18 protein-coding genes and 1 riboswitch are annotated in these 22,023 nt (G+C 48.7%); of the genes, 1 reads left to right on the top strand and 17 read right to left on the bottom strand.

Translation table 11 applies throughout. From position 1 onward, the window contains the following. From GRF59_RS10915 to metA, 17 genes are all read right to left on the bottom strand, one after another. Positions 1–690, bottom strand: coding sequence for a response regulator transcription factor (locus tag GRF59_RS10915; RefSeq protein ID WP_160497584.1), 690 nt, complete (start codon positions 688–690; stop codon positions 1–3). Between the two features lie 149 nt (positions 691–839). Beyond that, the gene (locus tag GRF59_RS10920) at positions 840–2,486 is read right to left on the bottom strand and encodes a S1C family serine protease (protein ID WP_160497585.1); all 1,647 of its coding nucleotides are present in this window, start codon (positions 2,484–2,486) and stop codon (positions 840–842) included. 386 nt (positions 2,487–2,872) lie between these two features. Next, positions 2,873–3,532, bottom strand: coding sequence for a response regulator (locus GRF59_RS10925; RefSeq protein ID WP_160497586.1), 660 nt, complete (start codon positions 3,530–3,532; stop codon positions 2,873–2,875). Continuing rightward, positions 3,532–4,590 carry a sensor histidine kinase gene (locus GRF59_RS10930; protein WP_160497587.1) on the bottom strand — a complete coding sequence of 353 codons (1,059 nt, stop codon included), beginning with the start codon at positions 4,588–4,590 and terminating at the stop codon, positions 3,532–3,534. Before GRF59_RS10930 ends, GRF59_RS10925 begins: the two co-directional genes overlap by 1 nt. A 4-nt stretch (positions 4,591–4,594) precedes the next feature. Next, positions 4,595–5,695 (bottom strand): cell wall-active antibiotics response protein LiaF, encoded by a 1,101-nt coding sequence (gene liaF / locus GRF59_RS10935; RefSeq protein WP_160497588.1) that lies wholly within the window; start codon positions 5,693–5,695, stop codon positions 4,595–4,597. A 220-nt stretch (positions 5,696–5,915) separates the two neighbouring features. After that, positions 5,916–6,080, bottom strand: coding sequence for a hypothetical protein (locus GRF59_RS29380; RefSeq protein WP_202128539.1), 165 nt, complete (start codon positions 6,078–6,080; stop codon positions 5,916–5,918). Positions 6,081–6,270: 190 nt separating this feature from the next. Beyond that, positions 6,271–6,801, bottom strand: coding sequence for a 3D domain-containing protein (locus tag GRF59_RS30270; protein WP_423802953.1), 531 nt, complete (start codon positions 6,799–6,801; stop codon positions 6,271–6,273). Between the two features lie 533 nt (positions 6,802–7,334). Continuing rightward, a complete protein-coding gene (gene thrS / locus GRF59_RS10945) occupies positions 7,335–9,275 on the bottom strand; it encodes a threonine--tRNA ligase (RefSeq protein ID WP_160497589.1) in 1,941 nt (646 codons plus the stop codon). A gap of 379 nt (positions 9,276–9,654) precedes the next feature. After that, positions 9,655–10,557 (bottom strand): putative sporulation protein YtxC, encoded by a 903-nt coding sequence (locus GRF59_RS10950; RefSeq protein ID WP_160497590.1) that lies wholly within the window; start codon positions 10,555–10,557, stop codon positions 9,655–9,657. Between the two features lie 224 nt (positions 10,558–10,781). Next, on the bottom strand, positions 10,782–12,359 hold the full coding sequence (locus GRF59_RS10955) for an ROK family protein (protein WP_160497591.1): 1,578 nt from the start codon (positions 12,357–12,359) through the stop codon (positions 10,782–10,784). Next, a complete protein-coding gene (locus GRF59_RS10960; RefSeq protein WP_160497592.1) occupies positions 12,359–13,471 on the bottom strand; it encodes a DUF917 domain-containing protein in 1,113 nt (370 codons plus the stop codon). Before GRF59_RS10960 ends, GRF59_RS10955 begins: the two co-directional genes overlap by 1 nt. Next, on the bottom strand, positions 13,464–14,786 hold the full coding sequence (locus GRF59_RS10965; protein WP_160497593.1) for a cytosine permease: 1,323 nt from the start codon (positions 14,784–14,786) through the stop codon (positions 13,464–13,466). The genes GRF59_RS10960 and GRF59_RS10965 overlap by 8 nt, the downstream gene beginning before the upstream one ends. 28 nt (positions 14,787–14,814) lie before the next feature. Next, complete coding sequence (locus tag GRF59_RS10970) at positions 14,815–15,405, bottom strand: TetR/AcrR family transcriptional regulator (protein ID WP_160497594.1); 591 nt, start codon at positions 15,403–15,405, stop codon at positions 14,815–14,817. Between the two features lie 245 nt (positions 15,406–15,650). Next, positions 15,651–16,784: a cyclic dehypoxanthinyl futalosine synthase gene (mqnC, locus tag GRF59_RS10975; protein WP_160497595.1), complete on the bottom strand. Its 1,134-nt coding sequence runs from the start codon at positions 16,782–16,784 to the stop codon at positions 15,651–15,653. Between the two features lie 250 nt (positions 16,785–17,034). Further along, positions 17,035–18,213 carry an aminotransferase class I/II-fold pyridoxal phosphate-dependent enzyme gene (locus tag GRF59_RS10980; protein WP_160497596.1) on the bottom strand — a complete coding sequence of 393 codons (1,179 nt, stop codon included), beginning with the start codon at positions 18,211–18,213 and terminating at the stop codon, positions 17,035–17,037. Continuing rightward, positions 18,206–19,393, bottom strand: a complete 1,188-nt coding sequence (locus GRF59_RS10985) for an aminotransferase class I/II-fold pyridoxal phosphate-dependent enzyme (RefSeq protein WP_160497597.1) — start codon at positions 19,391–19,393, stop codon at positions 18,206–18,208. Before GRF59_RS10985 ends, GRF59_RS10980 begins: the two co-directional genes overlap by 8 nt. Before the next feature lie 40 nt (positions 19,394–19,433). Beyond that, on the bottom strand, positions 19,434–20,369 hold the full coding sequence (gene metA, locus GRF59_RS10990) for a homoserine O-acetyltransferase MetA (RefSeq protein WP_160497598.1): 936 nt from the start codon (positions 20,367–20,369) through the stop codon (positions 19,434–19,436). Positions 20,370–20,490: 121 nt separating this feature from the next. Beyond that, a riboswitch (SAM riboswitch) is annotated at positions 20,491–20,612 on the bottom strand. Between the two features lie 460 nt (positions 20,613–21,072). On the opposite strand from metA, the gene corA reads away from it, so the two are divergent. Beyond that, positions 21,073–22,008 (top strand): magnesium/cobalt transporter CorA, encoded by a 936-nt coding sequence (gene corA / locus GRF59_RS10995; RefSeq protein WP_160497599.1) that lies wholly within the window; start codon positions 21,073–21,075, stop codon positions 22,006–22,008. Positions 22,009–22,023 lie beyond the last annotated feature (15 nt).

Below are 22,023 nucleotides of genomic sequence, written 5' to 3' on the forward strand. Positions count from 1 at the left end.
TTATGAGTCACCTCTCAGAATGTAACCGGCTCCCCGAATCGTTTGAATAAGTCTTCTGCCTCCATGTTCCTCGGTTTTTTGACGCAGCATCGCGATATAAACTTCCAGCACGTTGGATTCGCCGCTGTAATCATAACCCCAAATCTTGTCCATAATGAGATCCCGCGACAAAACCCGCTTCGGATTTTGCATGAACAAATGCAACAGCTCAAATTCCTTCGCCGTCAGTTCGAGCCTTTTACCTTCTCGCAGCACCTCTCTGGAATCAACATCCAGGATGATATCCTCAAACGTCAAACGATGATCCTCCGAGTCTTCTTGTCCAGGCTTCCGGCGTAAGAGCGCACGCACACGTGCCAGCAGTTCCTCCAGAGCGAACGGCTTAACGAGGTAATCATCCGCTCCGAGATCCAGACCTTTGACGCGATGCTCAATTTCATCCTTCGCCGTCAGCATCAGAATCGGTACGCGAATGCCTCCCTCACGCAAACGACGGCATACTTCAAAGCCATCGACCTGCGGCATCATGACATCCAGAATGACCAGATCCGGTTCACTGTTCAGAACGCTCTTCAAGCCTTCAGCTCCGTTATTGGCTGTAATAATGTCGTAACCTTCGAATGCGAGCCCTCTGCGGAGCATGGAGATAATTTTTTCGTCATCATCAATAATTAGTACTTTCGATCGCATATACGGATAGCCCCTTCATTCCTGTTCTCTATACTTTCACAATAAGATATTACTTCTATTGTAGCAGTGAATATTTGCCTTTGCATCTTTGTACAGCAACAGCGGAAGGGACCGTCCCTTCCGCTGTTAAAGTGATTACTACCTTCTGTTTATTCCTGATCCATACTTTCAGAAGGAATGTTGTATTTGTTTTTATCGCCGACGGTAACTTCAAGATCCATTTTCTTGCCGTTACGAACTACGTTCAAGGTTACCTTGGAGCCAACCTTTTGTTTTTGAATAAAGGCAACCAGATCGGAATTCGTCTTGTAGCTGGTACCATTCACGCCGGTGATGATGTCATACGGACGCAGATCCGCTTCATATGCCGGAGATTTGAACGTAACATCCGACACAACACACCCTTCCGTAATGTTGGTACCCATTTGTTTGGCAACTTCATCGGTCAAAGTCATCAGTGTTGCGCCGATGAATGGTACCGGATCTTTAGGTATCTCCTCATTGTTTTCGAGCTTGCTGACAACGTTCTGAATGGTGCTCGTGGGAATCGCGAAGCCGATACCTTGGGAATCAGCACTTACGGCCACATTCATGCCTATGACCTCGCCATTCATGTTCAGCAACGGACCACCGGAGTTACCTGGGTTGATGGACGCGTCAGTTTGCAGCAAATGCTGATATTTACGAGTACCGGAGCCTGTTTCCTCCTTGATGTCAATGGAACGTTCGCGTGCGCTCAGTACGCCGCTGGTTACCGTATGGTCAAATCCTTGAGGGTTACCGATGGCAACTACGGGCTGGCCTACCTTCAAACCATTGGAATCACCAAGTGGCACAACCGGGAAATTGTTATTGCCTTCAATTTTAAGTACGGCAAGGTCAAGATCCTTGGATTTGCCAAGAAGCTTGGCTTCATAGATCTTCTTGTCATTCTCAATCGTTACTTGAATAACGTCCGCATTCTCAACGACGTGCTCGTTGGTCAGAATGTATCCGTCTTTATTGTAGATGAATCCCGAGCCAATGCCGTAGGGTACCAGTTGCGTTTGCCCTTTGGATTGCGATTGGGAGTCTCCATTGGATTGGGAATCCCCACCGTAGCTATCACTGCCGTCTCCGGACTGGCCGCCAAAGAAGTAAGAGAACGGATCGTTCAGGAACGGATTCGACTGTGATTGGCTGTTGCGGCTGCTTTGCTTCACGAGCGTTTCAATTTTTACGACAGCAGGTCCTGCTTCCTGTACAACACCCGATACGTCCGTAGGTTTACTCAAAGGAAGCGAGGTTGTGGAGGTATTGCCACCGCTACCGCCTTCAGGCGCTGCAGATACGGTCGTGCTAGGCTGTTCAGCCGATGACATTGCCGCATTCGGCGTAAATAAGTTCATTCGGTCCGATGTAAACATCAACGCCCCGACGACCACAACGCCCGCCAAGAAGGAGATCAAGATAGCTTTGACGGAAGTCTTGGGCGGCTGCTTTTGGTTGAACTGCCAATTGCCGTTGCTGCCGCTACCTCCTGTTCCGCCGCCGTTTCTGCCAACATTGCCGGAGTCAGTCGAAGAGTAATATGGATTCGCTGACGGAAGCGGCCGAACCGGATTTGGAGGCGTTATCTCGACATCCTCCTGCTTGGGGCTTTCTGCTCCACGCTGTTCATTGTTATCTTTACCGAGAGATTGGAACGGACCGTAGGAATAGTAATATGATGAACCCGACTCAGAAGATTCCTGGCGTTTAAATGTGCCATTTTCAAATTCATCTTCAGGTTGACCGGATCTGTTTCTTTCGTCCATGTTTTATGCCTCCTGTACCCTTATTTATATCGATTTCCATATGGGAATTGTTTAACTGTTTATATCATGTACTATAAACCTTAATAGCAGATTAAAAACAATTAAAAAGGAGATAAGAAAAACGCCTATTGACGAAATTTCACAGATGCCAGACCACCTTTTAGCGGTAGTTTTTCTTGCGAAATCAGGCTGCTGTTCCGTTCGTTGATTCCTCTCTGATTTCTAAAAGAAAACGCCTATTGACGAAATTTCACAGATACCAGACCACCTTTAGCGGTAGTTTTTCTTGCGAAATCAGACGCATACCTCACGGCAGCCTTTCACCTGATTTCTAAAAGAATACACCTATTGACGAAATTTTAAAAAGAGCCAGACCGCTTCCCTGCTTAATCGACCTGCACCCATCCCTTGCGATGCGCATAGATCGCCAGCTGCGTTCGGTCCTCCAGCTCGCATTTCATCAGCAGGTTGCTGACATGGGTCTTGACTGTTTTGATGCTAATATGTAATTCTTCGGCAATGTCCTTGTTGCTCTTTCCTTCGGCAATCAGCAGCAGTACTTCCTTTTCACGCTCGGTCATACCTGAGGAATCGCCCTGTACGGTGCGCTGGCGTATGCCGCGCGTAAGCGCCTGGGAGACATCACCGGTCATCACAGGCATGCCTCGGTTTGCTCCTTGCAGCGCATATATGAGCTCATCCGCCGACACGGTTTTGAGCACATAGCTCACGGCCCCGGCCTCGACGGCATCCACGACAAGGTCATCCTCCAGAAAGCTTGTCAAAATGACGATTTTCATGGAAGGATATTCCGCAAGAACCGCTCTTGTGGTTTCAACTCCATTCATGACGGGCATCATCAGATCCATCAGAATCAGGTCAGGGAACTGCTCGGGCGCCGTATTTTTAAGCCAGTCGACCACTTTCGAACCGTTATCCGCTTCACCGACGACCTCAATAGATGGTTCCAGCATCAGATATGTTTTGAGCCCCATTCGTACCATTTCATGATCGTCCACGATCATTACTTTAATGATATCTGTCATTATTCCTCTTCCTCTCCCATCTTATGTCCCTTGCCGCTTGTTTCATCCACAAACTTAGGTATATGTACGCGAATCGTTGTTCCCGAACCCTGGCGGCTGATAACCTCAACTTTACCGCCTAATTTTTCTGCACGTTCCCGCATGGTCGACAAACCATACGATCCTGTCTTATGCGGCATTTCATCAAATCCCTGACCGTCATCGCTGATGCTGAGAACGACCTGCCTTTGTTCCTCACGCAGCGACATGCTGACCAGACGCGCACGGGCATGCTTGACGATATTAGCCATAGCCTCCTGAATAATCAAAAACAATTGATGCTCGATCGCTTCGGACAAATCTCCTTGCAATTCGACTTCCTTCATGCCTTTGAGTCCATTTTGGCGGCAGTAATCCGGGAACCATACTTCAAGCGCTTCTTCAAGGTTTTTCCCTTCCAGCTCCACAGGACGAAGCTGGGCGATCAAGGCCCTCATCTGCTTCTGTGCCATTTGCGACATGGAAATCAGCTGGGTCATGACCACTTGTCCTTGCTCCGCATTACGCTCCAGCACTTTGGGCAGCGAAGAGGCCGACATATGAATGGCAAACAGCTGCTGGCTCACCGTATCATGCAAGTCGCGCGCCATGCGTCGACGTTCTTCCAGCACTGCACGCTCCGCTGCCTGTTCTTTCTCCACAACCTCCTGCTCGCCCATCCGCTGCAGCAGCATCATCTTCTTCTCCATGGCCTCCATCAAATTGTTGAATTCATGGTAGAGCCGCGTAAAGGTAGGGTCATCGGACTCCTCGATCCGTACGGACAGATTTCCCTTTGCAACCTGCAGCATATTGTATTCCAAGATATCGATTTTGCGCTGAATCCGCTGACCCGCCATATAGCCGATTACAATGGATAACAGCAGGAAGCCCAGGCTTGTGTAGACCCAAACCCAGGTTCCTTTGACGACCAGATATCCACTGTCCGCCCCGATATATAGAACTGCACTCATCAAGAGACCGCTCAGGAGAAAATAAAACAACAGCACCCATTTGGTATTCTTCATGATATTCCGCATGCGCTCAACCTACTTTGTTCACTTTGATGTCGCCAATAAATGCGCTGACATTAATGCGTATTTTCTTCCTTGCATCCTTGTAAAAGGGGGTCTTCGATTGGACGCTGCTCATAAATCCGCTGCGGGATTCGTTCAGGATGGACATATCACCGATAAATGAGCTTGAATTGACTGAAACGCCGAGATCGGTATCGTCAGGCACATACACCTTAATATCGCCGATAAACGCCGAGATGTTGATTTTCGTTTCCCCAAAAGGGATATGAGCGTTAGTAAGATCCAAGACCGTATCTCCAATAAACTGCGACAGATTGGTCGGCTTCAGCTCAAAATAATCGCGTCCCAAATGAATATCACCGATAAAGGCCGATTTGTTGATTTTACCCCCACTGTGTCGTCCTCCATCAAAACCTTCCTGTTCCCCATTCCAATCGGAATGCCCATGTCTTCTTTCATGACGTATTTGGTGCCTCATTTGCTGGTGGTGTCTCTTTTGCTGTTTATATTTCTTTTTGTAATGCTTGTATCTGTCTTTAACATCATCATCCATATCGTCCATGTCAAAATCATCATCGTCGTCAACATCTTCATGATCCTCGATACGAATGTGCTTGCGCTCCGCTTGCTTTCGTTCGGTATAAGGAATGCCGAATTTTTCTTCAAACTGCTGGTCCAGCGTCGATTTTGCCGTCAAATCCTCGGGCTCCGGCGGTTCCGGAATAAACTCCGACTGATCATCGATGTCATGGGGGCGTGTAGGCTGCGAGCGGTTATTATGTGGCTTGAATATCACGTACACCCCCGCCAGAATCAGTAACGAAGGGATAATGATTTTGAAGAAACTGCCTGGCGTGAGCCAAACCCAGCCTTCATTTCTCCCCAGAAAATACGTCCCGATCAACAGAAGAAAAATCGCTCCCACAAACGATTTTCTGCCTTTGAGCAGCTCCTTGATTCCCAGAATAATCAGGATTACCGGCCAATATTGGCCTAGTACATAACCCAGACTGACATGGATAATCTCCAGCTGGTTGAGAAGGAAAATAACGCCGATTCCGATCAGCACTGCCCCTCCAAACAAACGGTCCAACCATCGCTTTTTCATGTGTGTATCTCCTTTTTAAAAAATAACTTTTCAGTTTGGAATCTCCACCTCCGTGGATTTGATATTATTGTACAACATCCTGCCGTTTTATCGATAGCGGCGCGGGAATGATGTTGTACTCGGTCTCGAGACCGAGTCACCTGGATATGATTTACAAAAAAATAAAAACACCCGCTTTTTCAAGCGGATGTTTTCCTGTAGAACCTTATGCTGCGGGCGATTAGTTCTTTTCGTTGAATTCGGCGTCGAACTTTTCATCCGGAGTTTTAGAGTTGCTGTTTTTTGCGGCTTTGGAGCTCTTTTGGGAAGAGTTTTCTTCAGCGAATTCAGCATTGAATTTTTCGTTAGGTGTTTGATAGTTATCTTGATTTTTCTGCTTTTTCATCTGGTTTCACCTCCCTGCAAGCTTCTCATCACTTGGCAAGCTACACTTGCCCGGGGCAGTAATTCATTTCCCCAGTCCGTAGTATGTGAAACGCCATCAATTTTATGCAGAAAGCCAGCGTTCATCCTAGGCACAAAAAAAGCCTTTTTATCTCAGCTCGTCAGCGTAGATAAAAAGGCTGTAACCATCATTAGATCACTTCTTCAAGCAATGAGGCAGGCACAGATTTGTATGTCTGAATTGCATTCCCCAGCGCATTCACCAATTTCTCATTGCATTTTCCATTACCTCGCTTGATAACCTGAACTTCAACCTCTTTCTTTCCCCACTCCTTGTAGACTTGTTTGGTCGTGGCGAAATAAAGATCGATCTTCTTCCCCTTTATCGCGGAACCGACATCGGCAACGACAGCATATCCATACTCGGGAATATATAGAATGGTACCTAGCGGGAATACACGCGGATCAGCGGCAATGGTCGAGATCGTATTCTTATCCCTGCGCACCTTGACTCCCGAATATGTTATGCCATACTGCGGATGAGTTGGACGTTTCCCGGTTGATTCGTATCCGGCTGTATATCCTGTAGCCATCACTTTTACCGTATGGATAATCTGATCCTGTTTGGGAGCCGTTACGGTAATCGCCCCTTGCTTCTTGACCGTCGTGCCGACCTTTGCCCCAGGACTGACCTTGGTTTCTGGCTTGACTAACGTCGGCAATGATTTTGAATTGAACTTGGGCAAATACTCATTTGGACTTGCTCCTGCAACCTGCTCGGCTTTCTTTTTGTTGATATCGACAATTTTGAACATTTCCGGCTGCGATGCATATTTTAACGGTTTGAGATAGTAGTCGTTGGTTGAATACAATACTGAATTGGCGCTTGTGCTATTCGATTCAGAAATTGGCGTCATCGAAAATGCCGCGGCATACAAATTTGGCGCATCCCCAAGCAGCCCAAACAAAAGCATACATAATAAAATCCTCTGCCATGTTTTTACCTTCATCATTTGAAATCCTCCCCCTTACTAGCGAGGATGTCCAGATGAAAAGGCATTTATACATGTTTTTTGAACATAAGGTTCATGGCAGAGGATTAAATATGGCTCAAAACAATAATTTTACACTATCCCGACGGGTGGCCGCTGCGGTTACGGATCGTTCTTCAGATCGATTCCGTCCGCCTTCGCTGCTTCGTCTTTTCTCAAAAAGAAAGAATGAAATTTCAACCTTTTTGAGCCTAATTTAGTTCTTAGAAAATCACACGGTTTACGATCTGATCCTTCAGCATGGAAACCGCTTCGGAAAGCGGCATAGCGCCCAAATCTCCCTCTCCGCGCTTACGGATGGAAACGGAGCCCGCATTCATTTCATTTTCACCGACGATGAACATATACGGAATTTTCTCCAGTTGTCCTTCACGGATCTTGTAGCCCAGTTTTTCATTGCGAAGATCGGCATCCACGGCTACGCCGCTAAGCTGCAGCTGTTCGGCCACCTGTTTCGCATAGCTTTCGAATGCAGTCGATACCGGAATGACTTTGACCTGTACTGGTGACAGCCATACCGGCAATGCACCTGCGAAGTTCTCAAGCAGGAAGGCCGTGAAGCGTTCCATCGTACCCAAAATACCGCGGTGAATAACGACCGGACGATGCTTCTGACCGTCATCGCCGACATATTCCAGTTCAAAGCGTTCTGGCAGCAGGAAGTCCAGCTGTACGGTAGACAGCGTTTCTTCTTTGCCCAGCGCTGTGCGGATCTGCACGTCCAGTTTCGGACCATAGAATGCGGCTTCCCCTTCCGCTTCGAAGAACGGAATGCCGGTTTCTTCCACAACTTCACGCAGCATGCGTTGGGACATTTCCCACATTTCGTCGTTCGGGAAGTACTTCTCGGTATCCTCCGGATCGCGATAAGACAGACGGAAGCGGAAATCATGAATGCCGAAGTCTTCATAGACTTTCGTAATCAACTGGATCACGCGCAGAAACTCTTCCTTGATCTGGTCCGGACGACAGAAGATATGGGAGTCATTCAGGGTCATCGCGCGCACGCGGTGCAGGCCGGTCAATGCGCCGGACATTTCATAACGGTGCTGCATGCCAAGCTCGGCGATACGAATCGGCAGATCGCGATAGCTGTGCATCGAGCTCTTGTACACCATCATGTGATGCGGGCAGTTCATTGGACGAAGAACAAGCTCCTCGTTGTCGAGCTCCATTTTAGGGAACATGTCCTCTTGGTAGTGCTCCCAGTGTCCTGATGTTTTGTATAGTTCCACGTTACCCAGTACCGGAGTGTACACGTGCTGATAGCCGAGGCTCTCTTCCAAATCCACGATATAACGTTCCAGCGTGCGGCGCAGCTTCGCGCCTTTTGGCAGCCACATAGGCAGGCCTTGTCCCACAAGCTGGGAGAAGGTGAAGATTTCGAGCTCTTTGCCAAGTTTGCGGTGATCGCGCTTCTTGGCTTCTTCGAGCATATGCAGATGCTCATCAAGCTGAGCTTTTTTCGCGAATGCAGTTCCATAAATCCGCTGCAGCATTTTGTTCTTGCTGTCTCCGCGCCAGTATGCGCCGGCTACGTTCATCAGCTTGAATACTTTGATTTTGCCTGTGGAAGGTAAATGCGGGCCGCGGCAAAGGTCAAAGAACTCACCTTGTTCATAAATCGTAATAATGCTGTCCTCAGGCAGTGCATTGATCAGTTCCAGCTTGTACGGATCGCCGAGCTCCCCAAATACATTCAGCGCTTCCTGGCGGCTGACCTCTTTGCGCACGATCGGCAAGTTTTCGCCTACGATGCGTTCCATTTCTTTCTCGATCTTTTGCAGATCTTCCGGATTGAGCGGATGCTCCAGATCCATGTCATAATAAAATCCGCCTTCAATGACCGGGCCAACGCCGAGCTTCACTTCTTTGGCGCCAAAGAGCCGTTTTACCGCTTGAGCCATCAAGTGAGCCGTACTGTGCCGCATGACTTCCAGTCCGTCCTCGGAATCAAGAGTTACAATTTCAATCAGCGCACCGTCTTTGAGCGGAGTGGACAAGTCCACGACAATACCGTCCATTTTGCCGGCTGCTGCATTTTTCTTCAAACCGCTGCTGATCGATGCGGCTACATCTTCAATGGTGCTACCTTCTGCGTATTCACGGACGGATCCGTCCGGAAGCTTGATACTTACTGACACGTAAATTCCTCCTTATTGTTTAACCTCAGAAACATCATTTTCCAAAAAAAGCATACAAAAAAACACTCATCCCTATACAAGGGACGAGTGTTTGCACCCGTGGTTCCACCCAAATTTGATAACGCCATGGAAAAAATGTCGTTATCCTTCATCAGCATTCATAACGGAATGACCCGGCGGCTCTTAATGGCTGATTCCCGAATGGGAAAGGCGTTCATAACCGCAGCTACAAAGGGGTAGACCAAAGCCGGAATAACGTGAGGAAATTTCAGCCAAGCGTTCCCTCTCTCTGCACCGTCCGTTTCTTGGGTCCATATCTTTGTCGAAGCTTTTATCGAATTATGAGTTATTATAAGTCCCTTGTTTATCCGCCGTCAAGTTATATCTTCCCCGTTTCCCGGAAGTAGGCGTGACAATCGGGGCAGTATCTGCATATCTCGATCCTTTGCTCAAAAATCTGCGTCAACGTCCGAATCACCGCCATTTGCGGCTCCCTGGTGTGTATAACGATTTTGGCTGGAGATACGGAGATCAACGTCGTGACAACCGCATCCTCCATTTGCAGATCCTGTTGATCCAGGCGTTCGACGACCACTCCTTCATCATAGCGGTACTCCAGGGGATTCAAATCCTCATCAAGCAGTTGCAAATCCTGCCCGCCCTTATGAATCACATGGACCAGCGGAACCTGGGGCTGTTGAAAATACACAAAATACTTCAGCATTCCGACAAATTCCTCATACTGACGGTCCATTAAGAATTCGTCCACCGCATACTCCACAATTTCCCTCAGCTCTTTGATATATGTTCTGGAACGGAAGGTCAGAAATCCATCCACATGCAGCAGCGGCCTTTCAGACAAACATTGTTTGATACTCTGAACCAGCATATCCGAGCGGCGATTCCAGGACTCGCTTAATTCAGGATTATTCTCCAGAATCATCCTGCAGTGCTTCAGTATTTGTTCATGCTCTTCTGGATCCGGAAAGTCAAAGTCATCCTCCAGGATCTTTTCAACCAGCTGCTGTTCTTTTTCCTGTAAAATATACTCCGCTAATGTCTTCGCGGCTGTGTCGTATACTTGCTGCAGTTGATTTCCCTTGAAAAAACGCGGGTCATCCTCACGGCAGCGCCAGAGCATCATGTCTTCATGGATTGTACAGCTGATGTCCAAAGATTTGTATTTTGTATGTAAAACCTGATTCGCTTCCGAAACCAAGCGTTTATAGTGCTCCGCTTCCTGCGGAGTAGAGGTTTGGGCTGCAATGCTGAACAGTTCCATGGAGTTCACTCCTTTCAATAATCCTTCTTACAAAGTATATGTCTATGCAGGGGGGATATACGGGAGTGATCAATGGAAAACAGGCTAACATTTCTCAGGCAAAGTCGACATGTAATGAATGGAATAATTGGGCTTGTTGCGTTTTCATAGTGCATATAACGGGAATCTAATAAATAGGCTTCTCCCCGTCAATCGACACAGGAAGAAGCCCATCTCTACAGAACCTACAATCGACCAGCCGCTTTCACTTTCACGAGCAAGGCATTGCCCGGCAAGTAAGCGATCGGGATATCCTCCGTCAGCACGATCTGTACCGTAGCACGGTCTGCTCCGGCAAGAACGGCCTGCTCAACCGCATGATCGCGTGCATTAGCCATGGCTTCATCGTAGGTCATATCATCCAGCGAATAAATACGCTCTGTCTCTCCACTGACTTCACCAAGCGCCGCGCCAATGGCATTGGCTGCATCATAATAATCAGGTCTTACGATACGTGCGACACCTTCAAGCTTATCCGCCACGAGAATGCTCCCGCCGCCTACGAGAATGACATCAACGGCATCTGCGCTTGTCTTCATACGATCAATCGCATCTTCAATGTCACGCGTAATTACCTCGTCTGCCCTGCGGCAAACGGCTTCGTCCAGCTCCTCCGTCAGCGCACCATCCCACTCAAATCTCCCGAGCTTCACTGCCACGTCCGTTGCGGTAAGCGTATCGCCGCCGAAGATCCGCCCGCGCTTCAACAGTTCGTAGCCTACGCTATCCGGGCCGACCGTTACGACATCTTGAGCGGCATCTGCCCGAACGATCGTGCCGCCGCCGATTCCGATAGACAGAATATCCGGCATACGGAAGTTCGTGCGTACGCCACCGATTTCGACCGCCGCCGAAGACTGCCGCGGGAATCCTTGAGCCAGTACGCCTATATCCGTCGTCGTTCCTCCGATATCAACAACGAGGGCATGGCTAAGTCCCGATAAATGCGCAGCTCCCCGGATTGAGTTCGTAGGTCCGCAAGCAATCGTCAGAATCGGATAGCGAAGCGCATATTCGCTGCGCATCAGCGTACCATCGTTCTGGCAAATATAAACGCCGGCGTCAATACCGAATCCATGCAGCGCCTGCTCGAAGCCTTTGACGACACCCGCAATGACATTAAGCAGTGCGCCGTTCAATAGCGATGCGTTCTCTCGCTCCAGCAGCCCGATGCTGCCGATCTCATGGGATAACGTGACCGGCATGCCTTCTCCAAGCACTTGCTTGGCAAGCTGCTCAACACGTTTTTCTTGCGATGTATTCACGGGAGAAAATACGCCGCAGACTGCAACTGCATCGACTTCTCCCTTCATGCGTTGGAAATAGTCCGTAATCTCCGTCTCATCAAGCTCCACGATCGTGCGTCCATCATATTCATAACCGCCTTTAGCCACATAGACATGGGATCCGATAGCGGCTTTAAGCGTGTCGTCCCAATCCGCGAGCGGAGGGATAGATGTCGTCGCAGGCGCCCCGATACGGATCAAGCCTACTTTACCGAGATGCTTGCGTTCAACAATCGCGTTAGTGCAGTGGGTTGTCCCGAGCATCGCGTAACGAACCTGCGCCGGGTTCACCCCGCTCTCCGCGAGCAATCTTTGGATCGATTCCACGATCCCTTCATTCACATCACGGGTCGTATGGACTTTTACCGTATGAATCGTATTCAACCTTGAATCGAGTAAGGCAGCGTCTGTATTCGTCCCTCCGACATCAATCCCAATGCGGTACATTTCTTCTTGCTGTGTAATCGTCTGAGACATTACAGATCTCCCCCTTTCCCTGCCGCAAGCTCTTCGATGGGCACATATGGCGTATCATAGCCAAAATATTGCGGTCCTACCGTCTCCAGCCCTTTTGGTGTCCGCCATTTCGGATCACAAGGGAAGCCGACCGCAGTCACCCTGGCACCGTATTTCAAGTTTTCCGTCGTAATCGGCATTCCTGTATCCTGATCAAGGAGCGCGATCAAGTCCGGTGTGACGGCTAGAGAACGTCCATCCTCTGTCGCCAGAAGGAATTCGTTTTGGAAAAACAAGCGCATGGTACGTCCTTTTTGCGCATCCGTCCCTTCGAATACGGCTTCTCCCCTCGTAAATCCGCCTTCGGTACGCCGGCGAATATCGACGGCTTTGCCATGGAACAACGCATAACCATGAAGCTGCATCAGCAGTGCTTCGATCGGGTTCTGTCTCAGCTCTTTGGATTCAAATAAAGTTTTACCGATTTCATAAGCCAGCGATAAGGTATGCGGAATGGCACTTTGCTTCACCTGCGCGCCCGACACCGGATAATCGCAGATGGAGGCTGAACCACCCATTTGAATTGTGATCGCACGAGCCATCCGCTCCTCCCAAATACCATCGATCGCGTGCATGAGGACGCCGTTTCCGCGTTCATCCGCCATGGTGATCGGACTGCAATCGATGCCGTCGAGATGGAACGTCACCATCTGGGATTCGGGGAACGCCCGTCCCATTGCATCGGCGTCCAATATCGGAATTCCGCGTTCAGCAGCCGCAAGGACGGGGACAAGCGAATTCCCGCCGCCGACTTCGATCGGCATGATCGCGTTCACTTTGCGGCCGAGCTCTTTCTCGATCAAATCCAGCGGCTTCGTCATTTGCTCCGTGGACGGGATTTTCTCGTTCATGACGGTTGGCGCTCCGATCATCGATAGCGGAACGACCAAATCATCGTCCCCCAAATCTTCCGGTCGAACCACGCGAACCGGGCCGTATTTGCGAATGGCTTCCATGGCCATTAATTTACCGATATGAGGATCGCCGCCCCCGCCGGTTCCAAGAACTGCTGCTCCAACGGCGATATACTTGATAGCTTGTTCATTTAATTCTGTCAGCTTGTTGTTATTCATGTTGTGATCCTTTCTTACTCATCATTTTTCCGACGATCCATTGCACGATAAAGGCAAAGATAAATGCGTCGAGAGCCGGAACGCGCGTCAACTGGAACAACCCGAACCCGTCTGGAGATGCGGTTGTCATATAAGCAAACAGCGTTGCTGCAACCCATACGATCAAGGAACGAATGACCCAATTCTTATTACGGTCGATCCCTTCAAACGTAAATTTCTTGCGATCCACGAGTAAATATTCAGAAGTGTAGATCCCGCCGATAGGAGACACGAACATCGTAATCACATTCAGGAAAGAGAGAAACTTGTCATAGATGCCAAATACAGCTAATGATGTAGCGAAAAGGCCGGCAATAATGGTAATCCATTTTTTCGGAAACCGTTGAAACACAACGGAAAATCCAAGCGATGCGGAATACAAATTGTTCGTATTCGTCGTCCATTGTGCCAACGTTAAGACGATAATGGCCGGAAGCCCAAGTCCCAGCGTAATGAAAATATTCGTAAGGTCATCCGTATCCATCAAACGGGACAAGAAAATGGCAATGACCGTCATGAAGCTATTCCCAACAAAAAAACCGATAAATGCGGCGGTTACTGCATGCATAGGCGTACGTGCCCAACGCGCAATATCAGGCGACAAAACCGTACCGACGATAAAAATACCGATAACCAGAGAAACTGCAGTTCCCATCGGAATCGCAGGTCCGCTGATCGGTTCCCAGATAGCTGAAGTACCTTGACTGTTGAACGCCATAAACAGAGCCACGCCGATAAAAATAACCAACAGAGGTACTGACCATACGCTTAGTCGCTCGATTGAACGGTATCCCCATATTGCCGTTGACATCATGAGCATTCCGCCGATAAACGAAAGAAGGCCTAACGATAGATCAATCCCCCATAATTTATGAAATGCCGTCTGCATGTTCGAAGCGAAAAAACCGGCTTGTACACCGAACCACCCCAGCGAGAATATGCCGAGTACGATGGATACAATACGTGCCCCAATGTTACCGAACAAGAACCGGCTGATCATGGCTGTCGATAAACCTGTTTTAGCTCCGACAAAAGCACATAATGCGCCGATCAGACCGAGGATAATCGAACCGACCATCGTCGCAGTCAGCGAGTCCGCCAAGTTCATTCCATTACCGAGCTCAGCCCCGAGGAACATAGCCGATAAATCGATACCGATCGCAATCCAGACGAGAGACATAGACAACCATTTTTTGCGCATATGCGCGGGAACGGGTTCCCTTTCAAAATCCTGTGCACCTGAATCATTGCTGCTTACTTGACTAACTTCACTCATTTTCCCCATCCCCTTATTGTGAGCTCCTCTAGTTGTAGTTTGAACGAACGCCGTTCCAATACGTTTCAAAGGCGTTATTCAGCTTGCGCTCATAGATTTCTCTGGAAGTGTAGTAGAAATATTGCATGCTTAATCCATCCATAACGTTGAGGAAAGAGTCTACGAGCGGCTGTACTGGCTGATCCCGAATGGCCTCCGTTTCCATGCCATGCACAATTAATTCTTCAATCGCCTTCGTGAGCAGCTCATCGGATTGAAGAAAAGCCTCTTCGATCGTTTCTTTCAAAAAAGCAGGCGGAAATACCATATACCGCAGCACGAATACGCTCTCTTCGGGACATTTTTGATAGAACTCATATTGTCTCGACAAGACTCGATATAGGCTATCGCGAGCACTCGTCATATTTTGCTCTTCCGAAAGCTCCTGAATGTACGTATTATAGGACTCCATCGCCTCGCGAAATACCGTCATGAACAAATCTTCTTTATTCTCATAAAAGGCATAGATCGCCGGTGTCTTGACGCCCACTTCCTTCGCAATTTCGGAGAGCGCCGTACCGTCGTACCCTTTCTCTCCGAACAGCCGCATGGCAGCTGCTCTCAACTTATTTCTGGTCATGAATAATCTCACGCTCCACTTTTAATTAACGTTAATTAAGTAAACTATACAAAGAAACGCATATTAATACAATACTTTCATCAGAAAAATTTGGAGCCATCATTTCCCATGCCGCAGTAAACATGCTGATTTTTCGCAGTGAAGGCAGGCTTCAATTTCATTGGGACTCGGATCGGATCCTCACGTAACCAACTCAAAAATCCTGCCTCGTAAACGAAGCAGGATTGGAAATGATATATCATGGATTAGTTCTGCATTACAAAATCGCGTTCAATCTGCGAACCTTCTTCAAACACCTTCAGAATATCATAGCGGGTATTACGCTGTGCAGGAATTTTGCCAGCTTCTCGGATCAATTGCAGGATCGAAGCGATATTGACTTTATGTACCGCCCCTGCCGAAGAAACCACATTCTCCTCCATCATGGTGCTGCCAAAGTCATTGCAGCCGTAGCTAAGCGACAATTTGCCGACTTCAGGTCCCATCGTTACCCAAGAGGATTGAAGATTTGGAACATTATCGAGCACTAGGCGGCCGATCGCTACCGTCTTCAGGTAAGCTTCCGGTGTTTCGCGTTCACGCTTCAGGCTCGTATTATCCGGCTGGAAGGTAAACGGAATGAAGGCAAGGAACCCTTTGGAATCATATCCATTGGCTACGCACTCATCTTGAGCATCACGGATACGCAGCATATGAAGCGCGCGCTCCTCCATCGATTCGCCGAAGCCGATGACCATCGTCGCGGTGGTGTTCATGCCGACTTTATGCGCCGTTTGCATGACGTCCATCCAATCGCGCCAAGTCCCTTTGTGACGGCTGATTTTTTTGCGGATGCGATCATCCAGAATTTCTGCACCGCCACCTGGAAGCGAATCCAGTCCTGCAGCATGCAATTCACGCACGACCTCTTCAAGCGGAAGTCCCGATACCTCCTGCATTTTGCGGATTTCCGCCGGTGAGAACGAGTGCATCGTAATATTCGGGAACCGCTGTTTGATGCCCCGAAGCAGATCCGTATAATAACTGAACGGCAAATCCGGATGCGTACCGCCTTGCATCAAAATTTCGGTACCGTTCACATCCTGTGTTTCCTTGATCTTCTGGAAAATGACCTCGTCCGAAAGCACGTAGCCCTCGTTATGGCCCGGCCGACGGTAAAATGCGCAGAACGTGCAAAACGTATCGCAAATATTCGTATAGTTGACATTCCGTCCAATGACAAACGTCGTAATCGGGTCGGGATGTTGTCTCTTCATCATGATATCGGCGGCATGGCCCATTTTTTCAATTTCGTCGCTTTCGAACAGGGTCACGCTGTCTTCCAAATTCAGACGTTCACCCCGCAGCGCTTTGTCCAAGATCTGGTTTACTGTGCTCATCTCCGGCAGCCTCCTTATCATATGGCAAAATTTAAACTTCATTGGAATTGTATGCTGACATCATTAGAACTTATTTCCTTGAACCATCCCCACCATCTTATCATATTTTTAGCTTGAGAAAAACTTCACTTTCTATGGGTCAAGGCTTCGTTCTGCGAAAATACAGTCAATTCAAGCATTAATTGGATGAGATTTCACAAAATAGACACAAAAAGAAAACACCGCAAACCGCGGTGCTTTCTTAGAAACTCTAGCCCTGCAATGCCTGATCCAAATCGGCAATCAGATCGTCAATGTCTTCAAGACCCACGGAGAAACGGAGCAGCCCGTCCGTGATGCCGCGTTCGTGACGCACTTCCGCTGGCATCGCCGCATGCGACATCATCGCCGGATAGGAGAGGATGCTCTCCACCGCGCCCAGGCTTACCGCAACCAGCGGGATTTTCACCTTGTTCAGGACTTGCTTGGCACGCTCGCCTGATCCTACGTCAAAAGAAACGACCGCTCCGTATCCGGTGGACTGCTTCTCATGAATTTCTCTTCCCGGATGATCCAGGAGGCCAGGATAGAACACCTGATCGATGTCCGGACGGCCTTTGAGCCATGCAGCCAGAACCGCCGAGCTTTGCTCGCTATGGTTCATCCGTGCCTGCAAGGTTTTCATCCCCCGCATCAGCAACCAAGAATCCTGAACGCCGAGCACCGTTCCGAGTCCATTCTGAAGTTGCTTGAGCTGTCTGCCGATGGAGTCCGTACGTGCTACGGCCAGACCAGCCAGCACATCGCTGTGTCCGCCCAAAAATTTGGTGGCGCTGTGCAGGACAATATCCACGCCTAATTCAATCGGACGTTGATAGTATGGCGTCATGAACGTATTATCCAGCATCGTCAGGAGATCATGCTCCTTCGCCCAGGACGTCACCGCTTCGATGTCCGTAATTTTAAGCGTCGGATTCGATGGCGTTTCCATATATACAGCTTTGGTATTCGGTTTCAGTGCCGCTTTTACCTGTTCCAGATCCGTCATGTCCACAAAGGTGCTTTCAATGCCAAGACGGTTCAGGATACTGGTAAGCAGTCGGTATGTACCCCCGTACACATCCTCCGTCACAATCATATGGTCACCTGCAGACAGCATCATAAAGGTGCTGGAAATGGCGGCCATGCCGGAGGAATAGGCAAATCCGCGTACGCCCCCTTCAAGCAGGGCAATATAATCCTCTAGCGCTTGTCGCGTCGGGTTGCCGGAACGGCTGTAATCGTGAACCGGAGGATTGAATACATCCTCATGGTGAAAGGTTGAAGCCTGATAAATCGGAACGCTGGACGCCCCTGTCGTGCTGTCAATCTCGGAACCGAAATGCAAAAGCTTGGTGGCAAACTTCAATTTAGCTTCCTGTCCGCTTTGTTCTTTGTTCTGATCACTCATGATGCTTTCCCCCTTCTATTTCCTCTACCGCTGCATCCAATGCTCCTCCAAGATCGGCAATCAGATCATCGATATGTTCAATGCCGACCGAGAAACGCAGCAGTCTGTCATCCACGCCTACCGCCTTCCGGATCTCTTCCGGAATATCCGCATGCGTCTGAACCGCCGGATATGTCATCAATGATTCCACGCCCCCCAGGCTTTCGGCAAAAGCAATCAGCCGGATATGGCGAAGGATCGGCTCAACATAACGGGCATCCTTAACCTTGAAGGAGAAAATCCCCGTATTCCCGCTGGACTGTTTATTCTGAATGTCATGACCCGGATGATCCGGAAACGCAGGATGAAATACTTCGTCAATCGCAGGATGCGTCTTCAGAAATTCAGCGACCGCTTTGGCATTGCTTTCATGCCGCTCCATCCGCAGCGCGAGAGTCTTCATGCCTCTCATCAGCTGATAAGAATCGCTTGCTCCAAGCACGGCGCCAATGGAATTGTGCAGGAAAAACATTTCTTCCGACAGCTCCTTGCCTTTCGTTACGATCAGACCTGCCAGCACGTCATTATGTCCGCCCAGGTACTTGGTTGCGCTATGGATGACGATATCGGCACCCAGCTCGATGGGACGCTGGAAGAATGGCGTTAGCAGCGTGTTGTCAACAATCGTCAGCAGTTGATGACGCTTCGCCCAAGTTGCCACCTTTTCTATATCCGTAATCATCATGAGCGGGTTTGTCGGCGTTTCAATAAAGACAGCCTTCGTCTCCGGACGTCTCGATTTTTCAAGTTCATCCAGGTCATTGGTATCGATGTAAGTCGCGCTCACGCCGAATTTCGAAAAGATCCTTTCGAGCATGCGGTATGTTCCCCCGTACAAATCCAAAGAAACGATGAGATGATCGCCTTGTCCGAACAGTGAGAAAATCGTTTGAAGCGCGGCCATGCCGGAGCTACAGGCAAAGCCTGCGTCACCAGATTCCAACTGAGCCGATGCCTCTTCCAGCACTTTGCGGGTCGGGCTCTTCGTACGTGCATAATCAAACCCCGTACTCTGTCCAAGCTTCGGATGGCGGAACGCTGTTGCCTGATAAATCGGAAAATTCACCGCTCCAGTCACGGGTTCCTCGATCGAGCCAATCTGTGCCAGCCTGCTTTCAATGCTTAATGGTTTTTTCTCCATAACTATCTCCCTCACACTCTCTTTTAGATGGATGCTTCGATCAGATCTGCGGCCAGACTTCCAGAGCCTCTTCGATGTCATAAGGCGTTTCCTGATATACATAGTAATTCAGCCAATTAGAGAATAATAAGTTGGCATGGGCGCGCCATACCGTAGGAGGAATCCGGCTCGGATCATCATTCGGGTAATAATGCTTTGGAATCTCCATGTCCATCCCTTTGGCAATATCGCGTTCATACTCCCACTTCAGGGAATACGGATCATATTCCGAATGGCCCGTCACGAAAATCTGTTTGCCATCCTTCGTGGCCACCAAATAGATTCCGGCTTCTTCGGATTCGGACAAAATCTCCAATTCGCCAATGTCTTCAATGTCCTCGCGCCGGACCTCTGTATGACGAGACTGGGGAACATAAAAGACTTCATCGAAGCCACGCAAAAGCTTGACGTTCTGCTGATTAATCGTATGCGGAAATACGCCGAAGCATTTTTTCGCCAAATCCCACTTCGGTACGCCGAAATGATGATACAGTCCTGCCTGCGAGGCCCAACAAATATGAAGCGTAGAGGTGACATTGGTTTTGGACCAATCCATGATTTCCTGAAGCTCATCCCAGTAGTTCACGTCTTCAAAATCCATCTGCTCCACGGGGGCTCCCGTTATGATCATGCCGTCAAAACGGCGGTGGCGCACTTCGTCAAATGTCTTATAGAACGCTTCTAGATGCTCTTGCGAAGTATTCTTGGATGTATGCGAGCGCGGGTGCAGCAGCGTGATCTCGACCTGCAGCGGGGAGTTGCCGAGCAAACGCAGCAGCTGCGTTTCGGTGGTTTCTTTGGTCGGCATAATATTCAGAATGGCGATGCGAAGCGGACGGATGTCCTGGTGATACGCCTTGCTGTCATCCATCACGAAAATATTCTCTCCGTTCAGAATCTCTTTAGCCGGCAAGGCATCCGGAATTTTAATCGGCATGATTCAACACTCCTTTTTTCAGGTGGCGAAAATCATTTGGGGAGCAAGGTGTATAGGTGCATATAACAAAAAATGACCTCCTCATGCATAGAGAAAGGTCATCACGTTAATTCATACGCCTCTCTCATCTGTCAGGAAATGGCGCAAACCGCAACATTTTCCTGCAAGAATTAGCACCGTGCGTATGGTACGCCGGTTGCCGGGTTTCATCGGGCTAGTCCCTCCACCTGCTCTTGATAAGATTTCGCTGTATTCAATTTTGGATTAAACAAATAGTATCTTGTTCATTACTTTAAATCATAAACCTATCCTTCGTCAAGAAGCTCCAGGGCAGGTTATCAACATAATTTTCCTTCACGCATTTCCAGCCTTTGTCATACGCTGTAAGCGGGTCATGCAAGCAGCCATTTTCTTCTTGAAAGGTGCATGACCCGGCGTTATACTAGACAAGTGTTTAATACCTATATGACAGAGGTGACATGTAAGATGGAAGGCGACCCGAGCCCGAAGCTGAGTGCAAATGAACACAACTGCATAGAACTGATATCAGCTTGCCGGCACAGGGAAGTTCTCGTTGCTTTTGTCTTCTGAATCTCCCCTTTATTCTCCAAATTCCACCGGCAATGCTGATCTCTTTCCTATGCTCTTAATAAAGCATTTCCCTGAACATGCTTAGCATGTGGGGATGGAGGAGTGAAATCATATGAAAATCCGGTTGGTGAGCGACGGCGTTTTTAACCCGATCGACGACATTCAAACCACACTGACTGCCCCGCCCGCAGGATTCTATTGGATCGATGCGGATGTTGACGACCTTGCGCTTTTGCAGCCCTTGTTCTCCCTGCACGATTTGGCGGTAGAAGACTGCCTGAGCGAGGAAGAACAGCGTCCCAAGATCGAAATTTACGAAAGCCACTATTTTATCGTTGTGAACTCTATCCGTTTTGATGACGAGGAGATTTTTCTGCGTTCGCTCAACGTCTTTTTAGGCCGCCATTATATCATTACGGTGACCAAGCAAAAAATCCATGAGCTGCGCTCCTTGAAGCCGATTCTGTGGGAACAGGAAGTTAATACGCCCGACCGCTTTTTGTATCTGTTGATCGACCTTGTCGTAGACAACTACTTTACCGTAAGCGACCGGATCGAAGCTAAAATCGAAAAACTCGAAGAAGATATCCTGATGCATACGAAAAAATCCCATCTGAACGAAATCATCGGTCTGCGCAGTGAGATTTTGTGGCTGAAAAAAGTTCTGGGACCGCAAAAGGAGCTTATCAATACACTCAATAAAAGGGATCTCCGGCTGATCGACGACCAGCTGCAAAAATACTTCAGCGACATTTATGAGAATGCCGTTAAAATCTCTGAAACCTTTGACACGTTCCGCGATCTGATGGGCAACCTTCGAGAAGCTTACCAATCCAGTATCGCGAACCGCGCCAACGAAATCATGCGTGTTTTTACCGCCATTACCACAATATTCATGCCCCTGACCGTGATTACCGGTATTTACGGGATGAACTTTGACAATATACCCGAGCTGCACTGGAAATACAGCTACTTCACCGTGATTGGCGTGATGGTTGTGCTTGCCATCAGCATGGTGCTGATCTTCCGGAAAAAGGACTGGATCTGAAGGGAACATGCTCTT

Origin of the sequence: Paenibacillus dendrobii (genome assembly GCF_009807035.1) — a bacterium.
GTDB lineage: Bacteria > Bacillota > Bacilli > Paenibacillales > Paenibacillaceae > Paenibacillus_AQ > Paenibacillus_AQ dendrobii.

Excerpts from the sequence above, each read along its gene's own strand:
- GRF59_RS10915 (WP_160497584.1), bottom strand. The coding sequence starts at position 690 with ATGCGATCGAAAGTACTAATTATTGATGATGACGAAAAAATTATCTCC.
- GRF59_RS10920 (WP_160497585.1), bottom strand. The coding sequence starts at position 2,486 with ATGGACGAAAGAAACAGATCCGGTCAACCTGAAGATGAATTTGAAAAT.
- GRF59_RS10925 (WP_160497586.1), bottom strand. The coding sequence starts at position 3,532 with ATGACAGATATCATTAAAGTAATGATCGTGGACGATCATGAAATGGTA.
- GRF59_RS10930 (WP_160497587.1), bottom strand. The coding sequence starts at position 4,590 with ATGCGGAATATCATGAAGAATACCAAATGGGTGCTGTTGTTTTATTTT.
- liaF (WP_160497588.1), bottom strand. The coding sequence starts at position 5,695 with ATGAAAAAGCGATGGTTGGACCGTTTGTTTGGAGGGGCAGTGCTGATC.
- GRF59_RS29380 (WP_202128539.1), bottom strand. The coding sequence starts at position 6,080 with ATGAAAAAGCAGAAAAATCAAGATAACTATCAAACACCTAACGAAAAA.
- GRF59_RS10950 (WP_160497590.1), bottom strand. The coding sequence starts at position 10,557 with ATGGAACTGTTCAGCATTGCAGCCCAAACCTCTACTCCGCAGGAAGCG.
- GRF59_RS10955 (WP_160497591.1), bottom strand. The coding sequence starts at position 12,359 with ATGTCTCAGACGATTACACAGCAAGAAGAAATGTACCGCATTGGGATT.
- GRF59_RS10960 (WP_160497592.1), bottom strand. The coding sequence starts at position 13,471 with ATGAATAACAACAAGCTGACAGAATTAAATGAACAAGCTATCAAGTAT.
- GRF59_RS10965 (WP_160497593.1), bottom strand. The coding sequence starts at position 14,786 with ATGAGTGAAGTTAGTCAAGTAAGCAGCAATGATTCAGGTGCACAGGAT.
- GRF59_RS10970 (WP_160497594.1), bottom strand. The coding sequence starts at position 15,405 with ATGACCAGAAATAAGTTGAGAGCAGCTGCCATGCGGCTGTTCGGAGAG.
- mqnC (WP_160497595.1), bottom strand. The coding sequence starts at position 16,784 with ATGAGCACAGTAAACCAGATCTTGGACAAAGCGCTGCGGGGTGAACGT.
- GRF59_RS10980 (WP_160497596.1), bottom strand. The coding sequence starts at position 18,213 with ATGAGTGATCAGAACAAAGAACAAAGCGGACAGGAAGCTAAATTGAAG.
- GRF59_RS10985 (WP_160497597.1), bottom strand. The coding sequence starts at position 19,393 with ATGGAGAAAAAACCATTAAGCATTGAAAGCAGGCTGGCACAGATTGGC.
- metA (WP_160497598.1), bottom strand. The coding sequence starts at position 20,369 with ATGCCGATTAAAATTCCGGATGCCTTGCCGGCTAAAGAGATTCTGAAC.
- corA (WP_160497599.1), top strand. The coding sequence starts at position 21,073 with ATGAAAATCCGGTTGGTGAGCGACGGCGTTTTTAACCCGATCGACGAC.